The sequence below is a fragment of the Lactobacillus leichmannii genome, assembly GCF_024701915.1.
GTDB lineage: Bacteria > Bacillota > Bacilli > Lactobacillales > Lactobacillaceae > Lactobacillus > Lactobacillus delbrueckii.
Map to the genome: position 1 here is coordinate 170,439 of NZ_QOCY01000044.1, position 22,399 is coordinate 192,837.

Here is a 22,399-nt window from a genome sequence, read left to right on the forward strand (position 1 = left end):
TAAATGGAAAATCTTACAGAAGCATTATCCTGGATCAACCTCCGCTTTTTGCTGCAGGGTTTCTGGGTCACGATCGAAGTTTCAGTGATTTCAATCATCTTGAGCTTTGTGATCGGCCTGGCCCTGGGTCTGATCCGCTTTACCAGAATCGACGCCAAGACCACCCGGATTTCCAAAGTGGTCGGGGTGATCATCGACATCATCAGAAACCTGCCGCTTTTGCTGATCATCTTCTTCTCCTACTTTGGCCTGCCGGTCATGGGGATCAGAGTTGATGCCGTCCAGGCTTCAGTAATTGCCATGGTGGTCTTTGAATCAGCCATGATCGCGGAAGTTGTCCGCTCAGGGATCATGGCCGTCGACCCTGGCCAGATGGAAGGGGCCCGGTCAAACGGGATGACCTACATGCAGGCCATGACCCACGTGGTTTTGCCCCAGGCCCTGACCAAAATGATTCCGGCCCTTTTGTCCCAGTTCGTGTCCTTGATCAAAGATACTTCCCTGGCCACGATCATCGTTTTGCCGGAACTGCTCTACCACGCTGAAATTATTTACAACCAAAACACCAATTACATGATTCCGATGTACCTGGCCGTGGCAGTAATGTACTTTATCATATGCTTTGCCCTGTCCAGCTTTGCCAACTACTTGAGCAAGCGCATCAAGTACTAAGCACGAAGGAACCAAACCGCGTTTATTGCCGAGGAGAAAAAATGGCACGTAAACTGAGGGAGCTGACCGCCTTTATGGCGGTCTTGCTGTTATCATTAGTTTTTACCGCTTGTTCACACAGTCAATCTAGCAGCACCTATGACCGGGTTAAGCAAACAAACACCATCACCTGGGGGATGCGGGCCGACACCCGCCTGTTCAGCATGATGGACGTGGACAGCGGCAAGGCCACCGGCTTTGAAGTCGACTTGGCCCGGGCTATTACCAAGCAGATCCTTGGCCCTAAAGGCAAGATGAAAATTGAATACATCAGTGAAAAGTCCCGGATCATGGATCTCAAGATCGGCAACGTCGATGCTGTCATGGCTACCATGACCAACACACCCGATCGGCGCAAGATCATCAATTTTTCCGACACTTACTTCATGGCTGGGGAAACCTTGATCGTGCCGAAAAAGAGCAAGCTGAACTCCATCAAGGATTTCAACAACTCCAAGTACTCCATTGCCGCCGTTAAGGGGTCGACCGCTGACAGCGACGTCCACAAGTACGCCCCGAAGTCCCGGGTCATCTTCTATGATGACTATGGTTCTTGCTACAATGCCTTAAAGTCCGGCAAGGCCAACGCCATGGTCAGCGACAACGCCGTTTTGGCCGGCTTGATTTCTGATGACAAGGACAAGTTCAAGATGCTGCCTGATACCTTTACGGTTGAACCATACGGGATCGGCATCAAGAAGGGGGAAGACAAGTTTACGGCTGAGGTCAACCAGGCCTTGAAAGTACTCCGGAAGAACGGGACTTACGCCCGCTTGATGAAGAAGTGGTTCAATGGCGTGCCTGGCTTCAACATCAAGTCCTCTTCCCGCTTGAAGGCAAGCAAATAATTTTTACCAACCTAAGCAGTGTGTTCGACTTTGAACCCGCTGCTTTTTTAGTTCCAGTTAAAATTATGTTAAAAAATAGATTTTTGCCTGGAAAAAGAAGCCGAAGGGGCAGATTTTTTGTACAATTGAAATAGGTGACTTAGCGCTTACAGCTGAGCTTTTAAGCTAATTTGAAATTATTCGAAAGCAACCAGAGGAGAGACATATGAGTAAAAGACAATTTGGTCTAATTTACATATCATCATACCAGGCGCGCCTGTTCATCGTTGACTTGAAGAAACTGGCCATCATTGAACAGTTGAGTTCGGCCCAGTTCGTCCAAGGGGGGAAAAAGTTTGAAGTTTATGAAAACGAACTGCCCCGCTTGACTGATGCCTTGATCGGCTTCAAGCGAAAAATCGCGGAATACGGGATCGACAACTACAAGGTTTACGGTAACCGGCAGCTTTTGGACAAGATTTCTGCCCGTTACCTGGCCGACCAGATCAAGGTCAGAACCGGCCTGGAAATCGAATGGCTGAACGGGGCCCAGATCGCTTACTACAAGATCATTGCCGGAATGGCCCTGCCGCAGTTCTCAGAACTGGCGGATGATGAATTTACTTACCTGCTCAGCATGGGCAGTGCCATGCTCAACCTCACCTTGTTCAAGGGCCAGCACTACCTGTCAACCTGGAACTTTGCCCTGGGCCCGGAAGAAATTGAAGAAATGGCCGCTATGACTCGGGACACGCCAAGCGACCCGATCGACATCATCGGCGACTACATCTCCCGCAAGCTGGTCAGCTTCAAGACCATTGAGAAGCCGACTGGCAAGGCCCGGATCATCATCCAGCATGTCTCCGGCCGAGGCGAGCAGAGCCTGCGGCCCCAAGAAAAGGACCGGGTCATCGACCTCAAGCAGTTTGCCGGCGTTTACTCTGACTTCAGAGAAGCCCCGGACCAGTACCTTATGGAAAAATACGAGCTGGATACCGACTCTTTGGCCCGGATGAAGCCGACCATTGTTTTGATCAACCAGCTGGTTAAGATTATCAAGCCGCACACGATGACTTTGACCCAGTCTTCAGCCATCACCGGTTTGATGATCCAGGAAGCCGCCAGATTGAAGTACCGGCCAGATGAATACTCAACCATCGTTTTGACGGCGACCAAAAATATTGCCCGCCGCTACGAATCAGGCGGCCAGCACATCAACCTGTCCAACAAGTTTGCCCTGCATATTTTTGACCGCCTGGCCCATGCCGGCATGGTTGACCGCCGCGACCGGCAATTACTGGAAATCGCGGCCCGCCTGCACGACATCGGCAACTTCGTCAATTTCCACAACCACTACGAGCACGCTGCCTACATCGTGGGGGCAAACCAGATCATCGGCCTGTCTGACCGGGAAAACGAAATGCTCTTGAGCATTTTGAAGCACCAGGACATCACCAACTTGAACGCTGATGAACGTGAATATCGCCACCTTGACCCGGCCCTGCAGGTCCGGGTAGCTAAGTTGGCTGCCATCCTGCGCCTGGCCAACAGCCTGGATGCTTCCCGCAAGCAGAAGATCAGCAAGATCGTGGTTTCCATCAAGGATGAGAAAATGCTGATCACGGTGACCAGCAAGCGGGACCTGACCTTGGAACGCTGGGTTTTTGAAAAGAATGTCAATTTGGCTGAAGCCGTCTTCGGCATGAAGATTGCCATGAAGCAGAAGAGGGGAAAGTAAAAAATGACAAATGCCAAGAACAAAAAAAAGTTTACCGATCCTAGTTATTACGCCAACCGGGAACTAAGCTGGCTGGACTTCAATGACCGCTGCCTGGACGAAGCCAGAAACCCGGATGAGCCGCTTTTGGAAAGAGCCAACTTCCTGGGGATCACCCAGTCCAACGTTGACGAATTCTACATGGTCCGGGTGGCTTCCTTGAGCAAGCTGGTAGCCGCCGGGGTCAAAAGCCACGATGCCAGTGGCCTTACGCCACTTGAACAATTGACGGCCATCAACCATAAGGAACACGAAGTGGTTGAAAAGCGCTACTCAACTTACTCCCGGTCATTGCTGCCGCTTTTGCGCAAGAACGGGATCAACATTTTGGAAAGTGACGAACTGTCTGAAGACCAGGAAGAATACATCCGCCGCTACTTCTCTAACGAACTCTACCCGGTTTTGACCCCGATGGCTGACGACCAGTCCCGGCCATTCCCGTTCATCAACAACGACTCCTTGAACATCGCCCTGCGCCTTAAGGACCGGGAAAGCGGTGAGCACAAGTTTGCCACGGTCAGAGTGCCGAACATCTTCCCGCGCCTGGTTAAATTGCCAGATGGCGATAATGACTTCATCATGCTGGAAGACATTATCAAGGTCTTTGCCGACCGCCTCTTTGATGGCTACGAAATCCGCCAGGCAGCCTGCTACCGGGTAACCCGGGACATGGATTTGGACGTTTCTGAAAGCGACACTTCCGACTTCCTTTTGGCGGTTAAAAAGCAGCTGGAAGACCGGGAACACGGGCACGTGACCCGGCTGGAAGTGGAAAGCAGCATGAACACCAAGCTGCTCAAGCACTTGATAAAGCGACTGAACGTCGATGAAGGCAGCGTCTTCAGCATCAACGGTCCAATCGACTTGACCTTCCTCAAGAAGCTGCCAAGGATGGTGGAAGGCCATGAAGACCTCCGCTACAAGCCAATGCAGGCCTTTGTTGACCCGGCTTTAAGAAGTGACCACAATATTTTTGACTCAATCCGGGAAAAGGACTACCTGGTGCAGCACCCATATGACAGCTTTGACGCTGTTTTGAACTTCGTCAAGCAGGCCGCCAAAGACCCAGATGTTCTGGCTATCAAGATGACCTTGTACCGGGTTTCCGGCAACTCCCCGATCATCAAGTACCTGGGCCAGGCGGCTAAAGCTGGCAAGCAGGTGACGGTTCTGGTGGAAGTCAAGGCCCGCTTTGACGAATCAAACAACGTGCACTGGGCCAGAACCCTGGAACAGATGGGCTGCCATGTTATCTACGGGCTGGTGGGCTTGAAGACCCACACCAAGGTAACCCTGGTTATCCGCCGCGATGAAGACGGGATCCGCCGCTACCTGCACCTGGGGACTGGTAACTACAATGATGTTACCGCCCACTTCTACACTGACTTAGGCCTCTTTACCTGCGACCGGGATCTGGGCGTTGACGTGACTAATCTCTTCAACATGCTGTCCGGCTACTCCAAGCCGCCTTACTTCAGCGAGCTGCGGATTTCACCAAAATTGATCCGCCAGTTCATCTATGAAAAGATCAACAACGAAATTGCCATTGCCAAGGCTGGCCGGCATGCTGAGATCCACATGAAGATGAACTCCCTGTCTGACCCGGACGTGATCGCCAAGCTCTATGAAGCTTCCGCGGCCGGAGTTAAGATCCACTTGATCGTCCGGGGGATCTGCTGCTTGAAGACGGAAATCCCAGGCGTCAGCGACAATATCGAAGTACACTCAATCGTCGGCCGCTTCCTGGAACACAGCCGGATCTACTACTTCTACAATGACGGCAAGGAAGACGTTTACCTGGCCAGCGCTGACATGATGCGGCGGAACTTGGACCGGCGGGTGGAAACCCTCTTCCCGGTTTTGCAAGAAGACTTGCGGGAAAGAGTTTTGGATATTTTTGCCAAGATGTGGCAGGACAATGTCCAGGCCCGAATCCTGCACAAGACCGAATGGGTGCACGCTGACCGGCGGGGACAGACCCCATTCAACAGCCAGGAATACTTCATCGCTGAAGCCGATGAAAAGGTTCGGATCGTTAAAGAAGAGGAAGAAGAAGAGAAGGCGAAGAAGAAGGACGCTTTTGAAGCTATGAAGCCGCAGGAAAGCGAATTGGAAGACGACGAAAAGTAGGCTGAAAGATGGAAAAAGACCGCCACGAAATCGAAACTTTTAAAATCGATCAAATGTTTATCGGTGACAGCCAGGAAGAACTGATCAAGCAGGGAGAAGGCCGCCGTAAGGAACATCCAATTGCGGCGATCAGCACTTTCAACCCGGTCAAGCGGGACGTGTTTCAATTGATCAAGCTGACTGAGGAGAAAATGATTCCCGAGCTTTTGGGGATGCGGCACAAGCGGATGATGCAGAATCCCTTTTCCTACTTCCGGGCCACGGCCGGAATCATGGAAAAGGACCTGCGCCAGTTTCCAGACGGCCAGTCCCATATCCCGGTAATCATTTGCGGGGACTCCCACCTAACCAATTTCGGCTTCTTCGCTTCCCCGGAGCGCCAGCTTTTGTTTGGCTTGAACGATTTTGACGAGGCCCGGATTGGCAACTGGGAATTTGACCTTAAGCGCCTTTTGACCAGCGTGGTTTTGACCGGCCGGATCAATGGCTATCCTAAAGAGCAGCTGGACGGGATTTTGGCAGAAAGCGTCCACTCTTACCGGCGGGGAATCAAGTACGCCAATTCCTTGCCCCTGCTTGAGCGCTTTAATTTGTCTTATAGCGTTGATGACCTTTTAGGTCAAATGACGGACAATGAGCAAATGAAGCGGGTTCTCTTGAAGGTAGCGGACCGGGCACCGAAGAACAATTCTGATGCTGTGGTCAAGAAGTTTACGGAAAAGACCGAAGACGGGCGCTTGCGCTTTAAGGAAAACCCGCCCCGGGCCCGGCGTGTTTCCCAGAATGTTTATGCCGAGCTTATGGCAGGCCTGGAAGATTACCAGAAGAGCGTAACTGACGACATCCGGGTCCTTTTGATCAATTATGAAGTGACCGACATCATCCGCTACAGCGTGGGCGTCGGCAGCTGGGGAACCCGCTGCTATCTGGCCCTGCTCACTGGCAAGGACGGCAGCCACCTGGTCTTGCAGATCAAGGAGGCATTGCCGCTTCGCTACAACTTGTCTGCTTTGACGGTTGAGGAAAGCCAGGCCCAAGGCAAGGGGGAAGGCAAGCGGATCATTATCGCCCAGCGGGTTTTGCAGACCTACCATGATCCTTTCTTAGGGGCCATGGAAGCTGGCGGCAGAAGCTTTTACGTCCGTCAGTTCCGGGACATGAAGGACTCGATTGACCCGCTCAATCTGGACCAGGAAAGCTTCTCTGCCTACTGCAACATGTGTGCCTTCATTTTGGCCATTGCCCACTACCAAAGCCCGACAGCGCCGATGATTTACGGCTATGTCCACAAGCAAAAAGAGCTGGACATGGGCCTGGCTCATTGGGCCGTCAAGTATGCCGACCAGATGGAAGCCGACTATGCCTGCTTTGCCAAATACCTGCAAGGCGAGGAAGATGAAGAATGATCAATGAAGAATTGACCGACCTGGACCGGGTGGAACTGACCAAGCTGTCTTATGAGGCGCTGAATGTGGGCGAGACAGTTGTAGTCGCCGGCAAAAAGATCGGGCAATTGACCCGGGACGTTTACGCCAAGGACGGGATGCAGGCTTTTTTGATCGAAAACAACAATGAGATTACAGTCTTGTTCAAGGGCTCTTATGGCTTTAAGAAGGGCAACGCGACAACCTGGCGGGACGAGTGGCTGAACACCAACTGGCCGATTTTTCTGGCCATGCTGACTAATCAAAGGCAGGTGCCCAGCGCCTTGGTTACGGCCAGCCGCTATCTTAACCGCTGGCTGGAGGAATTCCCGGATGGTCATTTTTACATCTACGGGCATTCCCTGGGGGCGATCAATGCTGAATACGCTCTGGCTAATTGCCGCTTTCCAGATCAGATCGTTGCTGCTTATCTCTATGAGGGCACCAATATCTGGCGCCTTTTGACTCATAAAGAGCGGCAGCTGCTGGCCCAGCTGCGGGGCAGAATCAATACTTATGTTGATATCTATGACCCGGTGACTTTGGGCTTTACGGCCAGCAAGCGGATGGTGGGCAAGCTGCACTATGTCGACAGCCTGCCCATGAACCCGGTCAAGCAGCACATGTGGGGCGGCTACCGCTTTGATGGAAACGGGAATTTGCTGGAAAAAGAAGTGGACCAGCGTTTTCTGGACTCCAGCAAAATGCAGCAGGCTTTTTTGAGCCGGACCGGGCGGATGGCCAATTACTTGAGGTATCGCCGGAATCTGCAGGCTGACTGGCAAAAGGAGTCTGACCAGCGGGCCGAACAAATCAGAGGAGAATTGTTTAACCACAGCTTTTTGCAAGATTTCAATGACCGAGACAAAAATTCAAAAGATGGTAAAGGCGGGTCCTAGGGCCTGCCTTTTTCTGTATAATTTTTCTTAGATGGATTAATGTGAAGCAGAAAAGAGGAGCATGTAATGAAGATTGAAGAAGTGCTGGCAAAGCAGCTGCTGGCAGAAGACCCGAGCATCGAAAGCTTTGAGGAAGATTTTTACGGGGACTTTTACGACTATTTTGTCAACTTTCTGAAGTTTAAGTGCCTCAGTCAAGGTAAGGACCTGGCCAGCCTGGAAAAGCAGAAACTGGTTTTGTACCTGGATTTGTTTAACTCCCAGGACTTCCCGGGCCGGAAGGCTTACCGTTACAAGTTAGTCTTTGACAGCCAGCTGAACTTTTTAGCGGCGGAGTCAGACTTCACCCTCAGCGCTCTTTGCCGGGACTTGCGGGGGCGGGTGGATCAGCTGAGCGACTACGAGGCTGTCAGAAGCCAGGCCTTAGCTTCTTTGGCAGAACGTTTTGATTCCAAGAATCCAGACCCAAATACCAGGATCCAGAACTTTAACGTTGTCCTGGCCGACTTTTACGACCGCTATAATCTCAGCCGCTTCAAGACGGCCTACCAGTTGGTCGGCTAAAGCGCTTTTTTAAAAGGACGGGAATAGTTATAATTGACTTAGAATTAAAGTTAAGGAGAAAATGCTATGAAAAAGATCGTAGTAATCGGGTCCAGCAACGTGGACACGACCCTGCATGTAGAAAACTTCCCCAAGCCAGGCGAAACCATCAACGCCCACAAGGTCAGCGAGGCTGGCGGCGGCAAGGGGGCCAACCAGGCAGTCGCGGCTGCTAAGAGCGCGGCTGAGACCATCTTCATCTCTAAAGTCGGCGAAGACTCCTATGGGAGCTGGATGAAGGAGCAACTGGCCGGTTACGGGGTCAAGACTGACTATGTCTTGCCAACCGCTGGCGTTAAGACTGGCCATGCCTACATTACCTTGAACGCGGAAGGGCAAAACGACATTATCATCGACCATGGGGCCAACTACAGCTTGACTGAAGCCGACGTTTTGGCGGCTAAAGACGTCATTGAAGCTGCTGACTGCGTCATCGCCCAGCTGGAAACCCCGCTGGAAGCAACAACAGCCGCCTTCAAGCTGGCTAAGGCGGCCGGCAAGGTAACTATCTTGAACCCAGCTCCTGCGATCAAGGACCTGCCAGCTGACCTCTTGGCCGTGACTGACTTGATCACGCCAAACGAAACGGAAAGTGCCCTGCTGACTTCTTTGCCAGTTGTAGAAGAGGCTGACCTGGAAAAGAACGCGGCCAAGCTGCATGAACTGGGCGTTAAGCATGTGATCATCACCTACGGCAGCAAGGGGGCCTACCTGTCTTCTCCAGTCTTTACCGGTCTTGTACCAGCCTTTAAGGTCAAGGCGGTGGACACGACGGCGGCTGGCGATACCTTCTTAGGCTTTTTGGCCGGATCCTTGGCCAGCGACTTCAGCAACCTGCATGAGGCTGCCCGCTTTGCCAACCGGGCGTCGTCTTTAGCCGTGCAGAAGATGGGGGCCCAGCCTTCTATCCCGGACCGGGCCAGCGTTGCGTCTGCGTTAGCTGAGTAAAGGATGGGTGACTAGATGATTATTGCACCCTCAATTCTCAACGCGGACAACCTGCACTTAGGCCAGCAGATCCAGGAAGCAGCTGACAGCGGGATCCGCCGCTTCCACATCGACGTGATGGACGGACATTTCGTGCCCAACCTGTCATATGGTCCCCAGCTGGTCAGTGATTTTAAAAAGCAGTTCCCGGACCTGACCGCGGAAGTCCACCTCATGAGCAACAACCTGCCTGACCTTTTGCCAGCCTTTGTTAAAGCGGGCAGCGACTTGATTGAAATTCACTATGAAGCCGACTACCCAAACCGAATTGACCACTGGTTGGACTACTTAAAGGAAAATGGCGTCTCCTGCGGGTTAGTCCTTAGTCCAGATACTGACATTAAGGTGCTGGAGCGCTACAAGGACAAGCTTGACCAGGTTCTCTTGATGACGGTCTATCCGGGCTTTGGCGGGCAGAAGTTCATGGAAGAAGCAGCAGACCGGATCAAGGCCGCCCGGGCAATTCTGCCAGATCTTCCGATCGAAGTAGACGGCGGGATCAATGCTCAGACGGCGGAAATCACCAAAGAGGCCGGAGCTGATGTTTTTGTGGCGGGCTCTTATATCTTCGGCCGTGACTCAGTGGCTAAGCAGGTAGCTGAGCTGACAAGCATTTTGGAAAAATAGCGGAGGCAAAAAATGGACCAAGCAAAGCAAGATGGATTGAAAAAGGCTGCTGCTAAGAAAGCAGCTGCCTTGGTGGAAGACGGGATGGTTTTAGGTGTCGGCACCGGGTCAACGGTGAAGTTCTTCATCGATGAACTGGGCAAGAAGAAAGCAGCAGGCTTGACTCTTAAGGCAGTCGTGACCACCTCCAGCCGCAGTCAAAAGCAGCTGGAAGGCTATGGCTTTACTGTCAGCCCCCTCAGTGAAGTTGACCAGGTTGATTTAACGGTTGACGGGGCCGACAGAGTGGACAAGCAGTTAAACGGGATCAAGGGAGGCGGGGCCGCCTTGACCTTGGAAAAGAACGTGGCCGTCAACTCCAAGAAGAATGTCTGGATCGTAGACGAAAGCAAGGTGGTTGACCACCTCAGCGGCTTTGCCCTGCCAGTGGAAGTTTTGCCGATCTCCTGCATGCAGGTGGAAAAGCGCCTGGCAGATGAAGGGCTTAAGCCGGAATTCCGTTTAACGGAAGATGGTCAGCGCCTTAAGACCCACTATGGTAACTACATTCTGGACCTCAAGCTGGACCGGATTCCGGTGCCAAGTGGTCTGGCTGACTACCTGGACCATACGGTCGGGGTAGTTGAGCACGGCCTCTTTTTAAACATCTGCGACCAGGTCATCATCGCCCGCGACAACGGGGAGATTGAAGTCCGCAGCCGCTAAAGAAATTTTTTGGAAAAGAAGCAACCGCTTCTTTTCTTTTTATTTGCCGGGTGAAATGATAGAATAAAGCTATTCTGAATAATGGAGAACGATTAATGAACAAGAAACCCTTAATTATTTCAACTGATCCCGGGATCGATGACGCGGTCTGCCTAACGATTGCCCTGTTCGCCAAGGAACTGGACGTGAAGCTGATCGTGCCAACCTGGGGCAACGTTTCTTTGGAGAAGACTTTGAACAACACCCTGCGCCTGCAGGCCTTCCTGGGCACTAAGGTCCCAGTTGTGGCCGGGGCCAAGTTGCCTTTGGTCAAGGAAGCCATCGATGCTTCTGAAGTCCACGGGGCCAGCGGGATGGACGGCTTTGACTTCCCGGAAGCTGACCAGAGCCTTTTGGTAGAAGGCTTAGCCGCGACCAAGATCCACGAAGTAGTCAGCCAAAGCCCGGAAAAGGTGACCTTGATGCAGATCGGGCCAGCCACGGACTTTGCCCTTTACTTCCGCCAATATCCGGAAGACCTGGACAAGATCGACCGCCTTTACATCATGGGTGGAGCCCTGGGCCGGGGCAACTACGGTCCTTACGACGAATATAACGTTTCCGGGGACCCGGAAGCAGCCAAGATCGTCTTTGACTTGGGCGCCAAGGGCCTGGACATCTACGTGGCTCCTTTGGAAGTCGGCAACCAGGCCTTCGTTGACGCGGCCAGCCTAGAAGAAATCAAGGCTTTGGGCCGGGTCGGGGAAATGATCTACGGGCTCAACTCTCAATATGAATTAAACGACGCTGACGCCGATTCTGGCAAGCGGATCTATGACGCCTTGACGGCTGCCATGCTGCTGGCGCCAGATCTGTTTGAAGTCAAGGAAGCTTACGTGGCGGTAGACACCAAGGGTCCTTACACTTACGGGGCTTCAGTCATGGACTTTGAAGGCTTCTTTGGCCAAAAGGCCAACGCCAAGATCGCGGTCAAGGTTGACCGCCAGGCCTTCAAGGACTGGTTCCTGGCTGCAATCGCACAAGCAAAGTAGGTGGCTGAATGGCCGATTATGTTTACCGGACGGTCATGCTTGACATCAAACGCCGGATTTTAGCGGGCGAATATGAGGGGATGCGGCTGCCCGATGAGCGCAGCCTGGCCGAACAGTATCAGGTCAGCCGGTCGTCGATGAAGCGGGCTCTGGAACTTCTTGCCCAGCAAGGTATCGTTTTTAAGAAGCGGGGCAGCGGGACTTTTATCAACCCCTTGTACTTGAAGAACCAGGCCATGTTCCGTTATGAAGGGTCCAACCTGGGCTTGACGGACAGCTTTTTAGCGCCAGGCAAGAAGCAGGGGATTAAGCTGCTGGAATTCAAGGTGGTCAAGGCCAGCCCGGAAACGGCCCAGGACCTCTTCTTGAGTGAAAATGACTTTGTCTACCAGTTCAAGCGCCTCCGCCTTTTGGACGGCCAGCCCTTCTTGATTGAAGAAGGCTTCGTGCCGATCAAGATCCTGCCGGAGCTTAAAGAAGAGATTCTGCAGGGGTCCTTGTTCAACTACCTGGAAGACGCGCAAAACAAGGCGGTCACCCGGTCTTATTTGACCATTACGGTTTCCCCTTCAAGCGCGGAAGACCAAGAAGCGCTGCAGCTCAAGGCCACTGAGCCGGTTGGCGTGATGGACGGGATCTTCTTTTTGGATGACGGCACGCCATTTGAAGTCTCCAGCATGCGGGTTCACTACAAGTACATGCGCTTCAACAGCTTTGTCAATTTGAATTAAGAGTAAATAAAGCGGACAGGCATACCTGTCCGTTTTATTTTTCACTTTTTCTATCTTTTCTATCTTTTGTCTTTTCTTCTTTGCAAAGTATTTTAAGGATTTGTAAAATTGGTAGGATCCAATTATCAGATTGATTGACTTGCTTTTTGTAAATGGTATGATTGAAACAAGTAAAACAGAGAGTTCCTCAAAGGAGTAAAAAGATGACAGCAGATTACGATTCAAAAGAATATTTAAAGAGCGTCGACGCTTGGTGGCGGGCCGCCAACTACTTGTCAGTCGGCCAGTTGTTCCTGCTCAAGAACCCCTTGCTTAAGGAAGAACTGACGGCAGACGACGTCAAGATCAAGCCGGTTGGCCACTGGGGCACGATCGCGCCGCAGAACTTTATCTACGCCCACTTAAACCGGGTTATCAAGAAGTATGACTTGAACATGTTCTACATCGAAGGTTCCGGTCACGGCGGCCAGGTGATGGTTTCCAACTCATACCTGGACGGGTCTTACTCTGAAATCTACCCGGAAATCAGCCAAGACGAAGCCGGGATGACCAAGCTCTTCAAGCGCTTCAGCTTTCCGGGCGGGGTAGCTTCCCACGCGGCTCCGGAAACCCCGGGTTCAATCCATGAAGGCGGGGAACTGGGCTACACTTTGTCGCACGCGACTGGCGCGATTCTGGACAACCCGGACGTGATTGCCGCCGCTGAAATTGGTGACGGGGAAGCTGAAACCGGCCCGCTGGCTGCTGGCTGGTTCTCCAACCGCTTCATCAACCCGGTCAAGGACGGGGCTGTCTTGCCAATCCTGCAGGTTAACGGCTTTAAGATTTCCAACCCAACCATTACTGCCCGCATGAGCGATGAAGAACTGACCAAGTACTTTGAAGGCATGGGCTGGAAGCCTTACTTTGTTTCAACTTTCAAGGGTGGCCGCTTTGACGGGATGAAGGATATTGACCGGATCCATGAGGAAATGGCCAAGACCCTGGATGCCATCATTGAAGACATCAAGGCTATTCAAAAGAATGCCCGTGAAAACGGCGATGAATCATTTGCCCACTGGCCGCTCTTGATCTTCCAATGCCCGAAGGGCTGGACTGGTCCTAAGGCCGATTTGGACGGCAACCCAATTGAAAACTCCTTCCGGGCTCACCAGATTCCGCTTCCGGTTGACCAGAAGCACATGGACCACAAGGAACTGTTGCTGGACTGGCTGAAGAGCTACAAGCCGGAAGAACTGTTTGACGAAACCGGCTACCCGACTGACTTAGTCCTGCAAAACGCGGTTCATGGTGACCAAAGAATGGCTATGAACCCAGTCACTAACGGGGGGATCAATCCTAAGCGCTTGAACCTGCCAGACTGGCGCGACTTTGCCTTTGAAGTTGGCAAGCCGGGCTCCAAGGACGCCCAGGATATGGTGGAATGGGCCAAGTACCTGACCAAGGTGGCAGAACTGAACCCGACTACTTTCCGGGGCTTTGGCCCGGACGAATCCAAGTCCAACCGCTTGTTTGACTTCCTGGATAGCGAAAAGCGGCAATGGGAAAGTGAAATCCACGAACCAAACGATGAAAACCTAGCCGCGCAAGGCCGTTTGATTGACTCACAATTGTCAGAGCACCAAGATGAAGGGATGCTGGAAGGCTACATTTTGACTGGCCGCCACGGCTTCTTCGCTACTTACGAAGCCTTTGGCCGGGTGGTTGACTCCATGCTGACCCAACACATGAAGTGGCTGCGGAAGGCTAAGGAACAATACTGGCGCCGCGATTACCCATCATTGAACTTTGTAGCTACGTCAACTGTCTTCCAGCAGGACCACAACGGCTACACCCACCAGGATCCAGGTCTTTTGACCCACTTGTTTGAAAAGAACCGGCCGGACATGATTCATGAATACCTGCCAGCTGACACCAATACTTTGCTGGCCGTAGCTGATAAGGTCTTCCGTGACCGGGAAGGGATCAACCTGCTGGTAACTTCCAAGCAGGAACGGCCGCAATGGTTCACTCCTGAAGAAGCCGCCAAGCTGGTTGACAAGGGCCTGGGCTACATCGACTGGGCTTCAAATGACAAGGATGCCAAGCCGGACGTGGTCTTCGCTTCAACTGAAACTGAACCGACCATGGAAACCCTGGCAGCAATCGACATCCTGCACCAGAACTTCCCAGACTTGAAGATCCGCTACATCAACGTGGTTGACGTGATGAAGCTGATGGCGCCAAAGGATAACCCAGCTGCTATTTCCCAAGAGGAATTCGACCGCCTCTTCCCAACTGACGTGCCAACCATTTTTGCATGGCATGGCTACAAGACCATGATGGAATCCATCTGGTTTGCCCGCAAGCGTTACAACGTTTCAATTCACTGCTATGAAGAAAATGGTGACATTACCACGGCATTTGACATGCGGGTCTTGAACCACCTTGACCGTTTCGACCTGGCCAAGGACGCGGTTGAACAAATCCCAGCCTTGAAGGACAAGAGTGCTGCCTTCATCGACAAGATGGACAGCCTGCTGTCTAAGCACCACGCTTACATCCGGGACCACGGTGAAGACATTCCAGAAGTAACTTCTTGGAAGTGGACTGGCCTGGACAAGTAAGAGCAGAAATAATTTCGCAAAATTTATTAAATTGTCGTTCCGCGAGGGACGGCATTTTTTCTTTTGACTAGCTAAAAAAGCGAAAACATGGTAAAATGGGTCGGGATTCCCGCCTTCTTTTCACTGACCTGCCCCGGATGAAAAAGGGGGACGTCTTCTACGTCCACAATCTGGGTAAGACCCTGGCTTATAAGGTGGACCAGATTAAGGTTATCAAGCCAACCCAAGTCGACCAGCTCAAGATTGTCAAGGGCAAGGACCTCTGCACCTGGATTCCTTACAATCCAAAGGCCGAAGCCAAGGCTAAGGAGAGAATCCGGAACCGCCTCTTCTGGATCATCATCGCCATCCTTTTACCGGTCTTGGCGATCATCATCTTCATCTGTCACAAGAAGCGGAAGAAGAAGAAGGCTAAGGCAGACAAGGAAAAAGAACAAGAATAAGTAGGTAAAACGGGCCGTCCGGATTTTCCCGGACAGCCCGTTTAATATTTTCCGGGATTAATGTGGTTTGTGAAAAAAACTCTGCAAATGATGATAGAATAAAGGTAAATAGTTCAATTGGAGTAATAGGTGAATTACAGTGACGACAACACAAATCTGGATTAATTTACTAGCAATCGGTGTGATCTTTGTTTTTGCCTCCTTCTTTGTCGCGGCGGAGTTTGCCTTGGTGCAAGTCCGGCCCAGCCAGCTGGAGGACATGATTGCCAACGGGCAGGGGAACGTGAAGAAACTTAAGCGGGCCCTGCACATGTCGCAAAATTTAAATGAGTACCTGTCAACCACCCAGGTTGGGACTACCTTGGTCGGGGTTATCCTGGGCTGGTTCGGGGCGGACACCATCGCCAGCATTTTTGAAAGGCTGCTGGCCCTGACCCCCATATCCAAAAATCTGGTCAACTCAGTCGGAGCCTTGATCGGGGTCATTGCCTTGACCTACTTGGAAGTGGTTTTGACGGAAATCGTGCCGAAAAATATCGCCATCGATGCTCCGGTTAAGATGCTGATGTGGATCGTCAATCCCCTCCAGCTCTTCCACACCTTGGTCTATCCCTTTGTCTGGCTTTTGAACGTCAGCTCCTCTGGCATCTTAAAGATGCTGGGCTTTAACCCGGCCGATGAAGAAAACCAGGTCTACTCCCAGTCAGAAATCATCCGCTTGAGCAAGAACGCGGTGCATGGCGGTGCCCTGGACAAGGAAGACTTGACCTATATGGAAAGAGCCTTCCAGCTGAACGACAAGACGGCTAAGGACATCATGACTGACCGGACCCGGCTGACAGTTTTAGATGCCAGCGAAAACATCAAGACTGCCCTGGACAAGTATCTGGAAGACGGCTACAGCCGCTTCCCGGTAGTGCGAGAAAATGACAAAGATGATGTGGTCGGCTATGTCTACGCTTATGACATTGTTCAGCAGAGCCGGATTGACGACCGGGTACCAGTAACCAGGATCAACCGGACCATCATTACCGTGCCGGAATCTATGCCCATCCAGGACATCCTCCGCTTGATGATCAGCAAGCACACTCCAATCGTGCTGGTTGTCGACGAATACGGCGGCACCAGCGGGATCGTGACTGACAAGGATATTTACGAAGAGCTCTTCGGGTCAGTTAAGGATGAAATCGACGACGTTTCTGATGACTACATTATCAAGGACGCCGAAGACAATATCCGGGTCTCCGGCAAGACCACCCTTTATGACTTTGAGCGCTACTTCCACCAGAACCTCAAGAGCTTCCAGAACAGTGACATCATCACTATCGGCGGCTATATGATGGAACGGTATCCCGACTTGAAGAAGGGAGAGTCAATAGAACTGGAAGGCTTCCGCTTCACCCTGGACGATATCCAGCAAGGTTTCATGCGCTGGTTCATCGTTGAAGGGCCAAAGACAAACGATCAAGCCAAAAAAGAAGAATAAGATTCAGAAAAAAGAACGGTTTTTAGGCAAAATCCGTTCTTTTTTGTTAAAATAATGGTATAATCTTGATATATTATTTTGAAAGCAATTAGCAATCGAGGAAACCTAATGAAAAGTATTCATGACGCAGTTGATCACAAGTTGTACAGCGAAGAAGACATCGCGGAAATGACCAAGCGGCTTGGCCAGCAATTGACCAAGGACTACGCTGGCAAGCGGGTTCTGGTTGTTGGTGCCTTGAAGGGGGCTATCTTCTTTCTGACTGACCTCCTGCGGGAAATGGACCTGGCTTGCGACATTGACTTCATCGACGTTTCCAGCTACGGCAACGGGACTGAATCCAGCGGCAAGATCACGGTAACCCATGACCTGGAAGCTGACGTGACTGGCCGGGACGTTTTGATCGTCGAAGACATCGTGGACACTGGTTTGACTTTGAAGTTTATGAAGGACGAACTGCTCAGCCGTGGCGCCAACTCAGTCAAGTGCTGCGTCTTGCTGAACAAGACGGCCCGCCGGACGACTGAAGTAGATGTTGAATACTACGGCACCCACGTGGGCAACGAATTCGTCATCGGCTACGGGATGGACTTTGCGGGCCTTTACCGGAACCTGCCTTACATCGGCGTCATCAAGCCAGAAGTCGTTGAAGAATTCAGCAGCAAGCACGAACACGACTAATTTTTCCTAAAAGAAAATGGATCATCCAGACGGATGGTCCATTTTTGCTTGATTTTCTTTTGTCTGTTATTTTCTTTTGCCCTAATGAAGCTCTTTCCAGTAGTAGACCGGCAGGCCCAGGAGGGTGATGCTCAGGCCAATCATGGAGAGGGCGAACTGGTTGATGACGGTCATCACGATGATGAAGAGACCCCCGATGATGGAAATCAAGGGAATGACCGGGTAAGCCGGCGTCATGAAAGGCCGGGCCAGGTCCGGCTCTCTTTTTCTCAGCAAAATGACGGCCACTGACAGGAGGGTGGTGAAGGTCCACATGACGAAAACCAGCATGTCGGTCAAGATTTCAAAGTTACCCAGGGAGATCATGATCAAAGCTATGGCATTGATCAAAAGGGCGGAGAAGACCGGGACTCCGCTTCTGACAGAAGTCTTGGCCAATTTCTCAGAGCCGGGCAGGCGGTTGGCCTGGGCCAGGATATATGGCGTCCGCATCCCCGTCAGCATAAAGCCGTTGCAGGCTCCGTAAACCGACAGGAGAATGCCGACCGTGACGATTTTTCCCCCGGCCTGGCCAAAGAGCTTAAGAGAAGCGTAGTAGGCGGTATTGTCGTTGCCGATGATCTTGTCAAAAGGCAAAATCGCCATAAAGGCGTAATTGACCAAGACGTAAACGACCGTGACCAAGGAGAGGCCAAGGATGATGGCCCGGGCCAGGTCCTTTTTCGGATTCTTCATTTCCTTAGCTAGGTTGGTCACCACGATCCAGCCTTCAAAGGCAAAGAGGGCAGACAAGAGCCCTTGGCTGATCCCGGCCAGCCAGCCGCCACTGCTATCCACCGTAACTGGCCAGAGACTGACGGAGACTTGCGGGCGGATGATTGCAAAGACGATGATCAAAAAGAGGGGGATGAGCTTGATGACCGTGATCACCGACTGCATCCAGGCTGAAGCCTTGGTCCCCAGCATATTGATCAAAAAGAGCAAAAGAACCACGCCGGCAGCGATCCACTTGCTGCTGGAGGCCGGCAGGCCCGCCAGGACCACGAACTGCTGGCCGAAAATTGAAGCTAAAGCCGCGATCTGGGCGGGGAAGTAGACAGTCATTTCCGCCCAGCCGAAGAGAAAACCCCAGATATTGCCATAGCTGTAGTCCAGGTATTCAATGGCCCCGTTGACATTCAAGGCGGCCGCGATTTCTGACACGGTCAAGCCCGAGCAGATCGAGATGACTCCGGCTAAAAGCCAGACTAAGATGGTGGCTGAGGCCGACTCGGTGCTTTGGGAGATGCTGCCGATCTTAAAGAAGACCCCGGCCCCGATGACTGAGCCGATAACGGTTGCCAGCGCCTGGCCAAAAGAAATCTGTTTTTTCACGAAATACCTCCAGTAAAACAAGTCTAACACTTAAATTATACAAGAAATCTTTCTGCTTGGTCTAGGCGGATTTCTCGGCTAAAATGGTAGAAGGAGGTTTTGGGCGATGGGGCAAAAAAAGCATTTCCAGCATCCGGCGACACTGCCGGCCCTTTTGATTCTGCTGGCCGCGATTATCAGCCTTTTGGCATATGGCCTGTACAATTATGCCAGCCAGACGACCCTGCCAAAAGGAGCCAGCCAAAGCGCGGTCGGCCTGAAGGTCAGCCAGGCAGATTTTGACCTCAGCCGCCTGGAAAAGGGCGGCTTGTCTTTCGTTTATCTGCCGGTTGACCAGAATTTTGCCGCCAGGCGCGAGCAGGTAGCCAAGACCAAATTGGCCTACGGCAGCATCATTGAGGTGCAAGGGGAAAAAAATGCGGAAAAGCAATTATCCCGGGCGAAGCGCCTGGCGGCTGGGCATTGGGGGGCCTTGCCCATCCTGCTGGACAGCGGGCAAGATGACCCCAGCGCCGCCAATTTAACAGCGATGAGCAAGCTGGCCTATTCCCTGGTCAATAGTCATGAGATTATGGTCAACGCCCCGGTCAAGTACAAGAAGCTTTTTCCGGCGGGATGCAAGTTCCTGGCTACCTCGGCGTCAGCGCCAAGCAAGCTGGACTACTGCTTCTGGCGCTATACGGAAAAGGGCAACGTGGCCGGAGTCAGCGGGATCGGCTGCAAGAATGTCATGTATGCCTATATCGGGACCAGCCAGCAATATAAAGAAAAGTATGGACAATTAGCACAATGATTTACACAGAACAAATTCAAGCAGTTTTGCAAAAGGAAGGCAAGAGCCAGCCAACCTTGATCCAGAAAGAGACTTATGAGGCCATTAAGAATGGGGCCAGCCTGGTCGCTTTGGCCAAGACAGGGACAGGCAAGACCCTGGCCTATGCCCTGCCGGCTTTAGAGCGGGTCATCCCGGGGGAGAAAAATTCCCTGGTGATTTTGGCCCCAACGACTGAACTGGCCGTCCAGATCAGAAATGCCATCCTGCCTTTTGCCAAGGCCCTGGGTCTGAAGACTTTAGCCTTGGTTGGGGCCGGCAACCGGCAAAGACAGGACGAACGGCTGAAGAAGGACAATTGTGAGGTCCTGGTCTGCACTCCGGGCCGCTTCTTTGACTTCTTCTCCTCGGGCCGGATTAAACTGGTCCAGATCAAGACCCTGGTGATCGATGAAGCTGACGACATTTTGGAATTCGCCAAGCTAGAGCTTTTGAGTTCTTTAGGGCAGAACCTGCCTTCTTCCAGCCAGATCCTCCTCTTTGGGGCCACTGAATCCCAGATTACCCAAGAGGCGGAAGAAATTTTTGCCCGCCACTTCCTTTTAGTCGACGTCCGCCCCGACCAGGGCAGCCAGACTGAACACGTCTTTTTGCAGGTGGACAATGAGCACAAGCTGGAATACCTGCAGCGCTTGTGTAAGCTGGACGGCTTCCGGGGCCTGCTCTTCTTTGACTCAAATGAGGGAATGCTGCGCTTTGCCAGAATTTTTGCCCACAGCAAGACCCGCTTTGAAGTTTTGGCCAATAATTTCTCAAAAGACAAGCGCCAGCGGGCCATCCGGGACCTGGCCAAGGGGAAGGTCAAGCTGCTCTTGGCCACTGACCTGGCGGCCCGGGGCTTGGACATTCCAAAACTAACCTATGTGGTTAACTACGAAATCCCGACTGATGCCAACACCTACATGCACCGGGCAGGCCGGACCGGCCGGATGCAGCAGGAAGGCAAGGTGGTGTCTCTGGGTAACGACCACGACCTGCGCAAGCTGAAGAAGCTTTTGGAAGGGGAAGTGACCGTCGACCGGGTCTACTTTGCCGGCTACCACTTGAGTAAAGAAAAGCCGGTCAAGAAGGAAAAGGCTGAAGACAAAGACAAGCCAGCTGTAATTGAGCAGCCAGTTAAGAAGAAAAAGAAGTCCAAGAAGAAAAACAAGAACAAGGGTTATCACCCGCATTATCTGAAGGGGAAGAAGCAAAGTGAATAGCGTGATTGACTGGCTGGAGCGGCACCTGCTGCCCTTGGCCAATAATCTGGCCTCGGTCCGCTGGCTGGTGGCCCTCAGGGATGCTTTTATTTCCACCCTGCCGATCAGTTTGACCGGGTCGGTGGCGGTTTTAATCAAGAGCCTCATCATTGCCGCCAACCGCAACTGGGGCTGGCATGTTTTTTACCAGCTCATGCAGCCATCGATCTCCATCTGCAACTCCGTCTGGCGGGGGAGCGTGGCCATGTTTGCCCTCTTCTTCGTCCTCAGCTGGGGTTACCAATTGGCCAAGGCCTGTGAGGTGGACCCCTTGGCCGGGGCGATGACGGCTCTTTGTTCTTTCATGATGAGCATTGCCAACTATTCCTACCTCATGCAGGGGAATAAGCGGATTAAGCTGGACCAGGCTTTTAACATCAAGCAGCTGTCAACGACAGGGATGTTTACGGCAATTCTTTTTGGCGGCCTGGGCGTGGCCCTGTACATCCTGGGGGTCAAGGCCCGGCTGGGCCTGCATATCCAGACGGCCATGCCCCCGGCCCAGATCGCGGCCTTTGAAGCAGCGATCCCGGTCATGCTTGCCCTCTTTATCGTGGGCGGGCTGAACTATCTCTTCCAGACCATTACCGGCCAGTATTTTGGCGACTGGCTCTTAGAGATCATTCAGCTGCCACTTTTGAAACTGGGCCAGGGCTTTATCATGGTGATTGCCATTACGGCTTTGACCCAGCTCTTCTGGTTCTTCGGGATCAATGGGGCCAGTGCCTTAGCTCCGGTTGTCGGGTCGATCTGGGCTACGGCCCAAAATGCCAACCTTTTGGCGGCGGCTAACGACCACAAGATCCCGTATTTGTGGACCAATACTTCTTTTGTGGTCTTTGGCGTCAATGGGGTCTGCCTGCCTTTAGTCATCGCGATTTTGCTGACCTCCAAGCGGGGGGACCAGCGGACTTTGGCCAAGGTGGCCCTGGCTCCGGCTGTCTTCAACGTCAATGAGCCCATGCTCTATGGGCTGCCGATCATCTTGAACCCGGTCTGCTTTTTGCCTTTTACCCTGGCTCCTTTAGCCAATGTTTCCTTGGCTTATCTGGCGACCAAGCTGGGCTGGATCAATCGGGTCCAGGCTTCGGTGCCTAATATCATGCCCCCGGTCATCGGCCCTTATCTGGTCACTAACTATGACTGGCGGGCCCTGGTCTTGTCCTCGGTCAACCTGGTCATCGCGATCTTGATTTGGTTGCCCTTTGTCAAGGCGGCTGACCAGATTGGGCAGACGGATGAACCCCGCCGTTTTTTCATGCCGCAATACTAATGACTTAAGCG

Annotated in this window: 20 protein-coding genes; 19 read left to right on the forward strand and 1 reads right to left on the reverse strand. The window is 52.3% G+C overall.

The window, feature by feature from the left end; translation table 11 throughout:
* Nucleotides 1-3 precede the first annotated feature (3 nt).
* The 16 genes from DS743_RS06060 to hpt all read left to right on the forward strand — a co-directional run bounded on the left by DS743_RS06060 (nt 4) and on the right by hpt (nt 17,668).
* On the forward strand, nt 4-672 hold the full coding sequence (locus DS743_RS06060; RefSeq protein ID WP_002878011.1) for an amino acid ABC transporter permease: 669 nt from the start codon (nt 4-6) through the stop codon (nt 670-672).
* A 41-nt stretch (nt 673-713) separates the two neighbouring features.
* Entirely contained in the window at nt 714-1,559 is an 846-nt protein-coding gene (locus DS743_RS06065; RefSeq protein ID WP_035183740.1) for a transporter substrate-binding domain-containing protein, read from the forward strand.
* Nucleotides 1,560-1,764: 205 nt separating this feature from the next.
* Nucleotides 1,765-3,276, forward strand: a complete 1,512-nt coding sequence (locus tag DS743_RS06070) for an HD domain-containing protein (RefSeq protein WP_003617134.1) — start codon at nt 1,765-1,767, stop codon at nt 3,274-3,276.
* Nucleotides 3,277-3,279: 3 nt separating this feature from the next.
* Entirely contained in the window at nt 3,280-5,445 is a 2,166-nt protein-coding gene (locus DS743_RS06075) for an RNA degradosome polyphosphate kinase (RefSeq protein WP_072544234.1), read from the forward strand.
* Between the two features lie 8 nt (nt 5,446-5,453).
* A complete protein-coding gene (locus tag DS743_RS06080; protein ID WP_035183735.1) occupies nt 5,454-6,851 on the forward strand; it encodes a DUF2252 domain-containing protein in 1,398 nt (465 codons plus the stop codon).
* Nucleotides 6,848-7,768 (forward strand): alpha/beta hydrolase family protein, encoded by a 921-nt coding sequence (locus tag DS743_RS06085; protein ID WP_035183732.1) that lies wholly within the window; start codon nt 6,848-6,850, stop codon nt 7,766-7,768. The genes DS743_RS06080 and DS743_RS06085 overlap by 4 nt, the downstream gene beginning before the upstream one ends.
* A gap of 66 nt (nt 7,769-7,834) precedes the next feature.
* Complete coding sequence (locus DS743_RS06090; RefSeq protein ID WP_035183730.1) at nt 7,835-8,332, forward strand: hypothetical protein; 498 nt, start codon at nt 7,835-7,837, stop codon at nt 8,330-8,332.
* 66 nt (nt 8,333-8,398) lie between these two features.
* The gene (gene rbsK / locus DS743_RS06095) at nt 8,399-9,319 is read left to right on the forward strand and encodes a ribokinase (protein ID WP_035183728.1); all 921 of its coding nucleotides are present in this window, start codon (nt 8,399-8,401) and stop codon (nt 9,317-9,319) included.
* 15 nt (nt 9,320-9,334) lie between these two features.
* Nucleotides 9,335-9,985 carry a ribulose-phosphate 3-epimerase gene (rpe, locus tag DS743_RS06100; RefSeq protein WP_003617149.1) on the forward strand — a complete coding sequence of 217 codons (651 nt, stop codon included), beginning with the start codon at nt 9,335-9,337 and terminating at the stop codon, nt 9,983-9,985.
* Nucleotides 9,986-9,997: 12 nt separating this feature from the next.
* Nucleotides 9,998-10,690 carry a ribose-5-phosphate isomerase RpiA gene (gene rpiA, locus DS743_RS06105; protein ID WP_003617150.1) on the forward strand — a complete coding sequence of 231 codons (693 nt, stop codon included), beginning with the start codon at nt 9,998-10,000 and terminating at the stop codon, nt 10,688-10,690.
* A 95-nt stretch (nt 10,691-10,785) separates the two neighbouring features.
* The gene (locus tag DS743_RS06110; protein ID WP_002877998.1) at nt 10,786-11,721 is read left to right on the forward strand and encodes a nucleoside hydrolase; all 936 of its coding nucleotides are present in this window, start codon (nt 10,786-10,788) and stop codon (nt 11,719-11,721) included.
* 8 nt (nt 11,722-11,729) lie between these two features.
* On the forward strand, nt 11,730-12,452 hold the full coding sequence (locus tag DS743_RS06115; RefSeq protein ID WP_002877995.1) for a GntR family transcriptional regulator: 723 nt from the start codon (nt 11,730-11,732) through the stop codon (nt 12,450-12,452).
* A 203-nt stretch (nt 12,453-12,655) separates the two neighbouring features.
* Nucleotides 12,656-15,058 carry a phosphoketolase family protein gene (locus DS743_RS06120; protein ID WP_035183726.1) on the forward strand — a complete coding sequence of 801 codons (2,403 nt, stop codon included), beginning with the start codon at nt 12,656-12,658 and terminating at the stop codon, nt 15,056-15,058.
* A gap of 95 nt (nt 15,059-15,153) precedes the next feature.
* Nucleotides 15,154-15,501 (forward strand): sortase, encoded by a 348-nt coding sequence (locus tag DS743_RS06125; protein WP_072544233.1) that lies wholly within the window; start codon nt 15,154-15,156, stop codon nt 15,499-15,501.
* A gap of 139 nt (nt 15,502-15,640) precedes the next feature.
* Nucleotides 15,641-16,987, forward strand: a complete 1,347-nt coding sequence (locus DS743_RS06130) for a hemolysin family protein (RefSeq protein WP_072544232.1) — start codon at nt 15,641-15,643, stop codon at nt 16,985-16,987.
* Between the two features lie 108 nt (nt 16,988-17,095).
* Entirely contained in the window at nt 17,096-17,668 is a 573-nt protein-coding gene (hpt, locus tag DS743_RS06135) for a hypoxanthine phosphoribosyltransferase (RefSeq protein WP_002877987.1), read from the forward strand.
* A gap of 81 nt (nt 17,669-17,749) precedes the next feature.
* Here the strand turns inward: hpt and DS743_RS06140 are convergent, their stop codons facing one another.
* Entirely contained in the window at nt 17,750-19,042 is a 1,293-nt protein-coding gene (locus tag DS743_RS06140) for an APC family permease (protein ID WP_035183708.1), read from the reverse strand.
* Between the two features lie 106 nt (nt 19,043-19,148).
* On the opposite strand from DS743_RS06140, the gene DS743_RS06145 reads away from it, so the two are divergent.
* Genes DS743_RS06145 through DS743_RS06155 form a run of 3 tightly spaced genes read left to right on the forward strand, consistent with a single transcriptional unit; the run spans nt 19,149 to nt 22,388 of the window.
* Entirely contained in the window at nt 19,149-19,835 is a 687-nt protein-coding gene (locus DS743_RS06145) for a glycoside hydrolase family 25 domain-containing protein (RefSeq protein ID WP_072544231.1), read from the forward strand.
* On the forward strand, nt 19,832-21,076 hold the full coding sequence (locus DS743_RS06150; RefSeq protein WP_035164643.1) for a DEAD/DEAH box helicase: 1,245 nt from the start codon (nt 19,832-19,834) through the stop codon (nt 21,074-21,076). Before DS743_RS06145 ends, DS743_RS06150 begins: the two co-directional genes overlap by 4 nt.
* Nucleotides 21,069-22,388 carry a PTS sugar transporter subunit IIC gene (locus tag DS743_RS06155; RefSeq protein WP_035183706.1) on the forward strand — a complete coding sequence of 440 codons (1,320 nt, stop codon included), beginning with the start codon at nt 21,069-21,071 and terminating at the stop codon, nt 22,386-22,388. Before DS743_RS06150 ends, DS743_RS06155 begins: the two co-directional genes overlap by 8 nt.
* The last annotated feature ends 11 nt before the right edge of the window (nt 22,389-22,399 follow it).

Coding starts and splice junctions, on each gene's coding strand:
- DS743_RS06065 (WP_035183740.1), top strand. CDS start 714: ATGGCACGTAAACTGAGGGAGCTGACCGCCTTTATGGCGGTCTTGCTG.
- rpiA (WP_003617150.1), top strand. CDS start 9,998: ATGGACCAAGCAAAGCAAGATGGATTGAAAAAGGCTGCTGCTAAGAAA.
- DS743_RS06120 (WP_035183726.1), top strand. CDS start 12,656: ATGACAGCAGATTACGATTCAAAAGAATATTTAAAGAGCGTCGACGCT.
- hpt (WP_002877987.1), top strand. CDS start 17,096: ATGAAAAGTATTCATGACGCAGTTGATCACAAGTTGTACAGCGAAGAA.
- DS743_RS06060 (WP_002878011.1), top strand. CDS start 4: ATGGAAAATCTTACAGAAGCATTATCCTGGATCAACCTCCGCTTTTTG.
- DS743_RS06125 (WP_072544233.1), top strand. CDS start 15,154: ATGGGTCGGGATTCCCGCCTTCTTTTCACTGACCTGCCCCGGATGAAA.
- DS743_RS06080 (WP_035183735.1), top strand. CDS start 5,454: ATGGAAAAAGACCGCCACGAAATCGAAACTTTTAAAATCGATCAAATG.
- DS743_RS06150 (WP_035164643.1), top strand. CDS start 19,832: ATGATTTACACAGAACAAATTCAAGCAGTTTTGCAAAAGGAAGGCAAG.
- rpe (WP_003617149.1), top strand. CDS start 9,335: ATGATTATTGCACCCTCAATTCTCAACGCGGACAACCTGCACTTAGGC.
- DS743_RS06090 (WP_035183730.1), top strand. CDS start 7,835: ATGAAGATTGAAGAAGTGCTGGCAAAGCAGCTGCTGGCAGAAGACCCG.
- DS743_RS06145 (WP_072544231.1), top strand. CDS start 19,149: ATGGGGCAAAAAAAGCATTTCCAGCATCCGGCGACACTGCCGGCCCTT.
- DS743_RS06115 (WP_002877995.1), top strand. CDS start 11,730: ATGGCCGATTATGTTTACCGGACGGTCATGCTTGACATCAAACGCCGG.
- DS743_RS06075 (WP_072544234.1), top strand. CDS start 3,280: ATGACAAATGCCAAGAACAAAAAAAAGTTTACCGATCCTAGTTATTAC.
- DS743_RS06070 (WP_003617134.1), top strand. CDS start 1,765: ATGAGTAAAAGACAATTTGGTCTAATTTACATATCATCATACCAGGCG.
- DS743_RS06110 (WP_002877998.1), top strand. CDS start 10,786: ATGAACAAGAAACCCTTAATTATTTCAACTGATCCCGGGATCGATGAC.
- rbsK (WP_035183728.1), top strand. CDS start 8,399: ATGAAAAAGATCGTAGTAATCGGGTCCAGCAACGTGGACACGACCCTG.
- DS743_RS06085 (WP_035183732.1), top strand. CDS start 6,848: ATGATCAATGAAGAATTGACCGACCTGGACCGGGTGGAACTGACCAAG.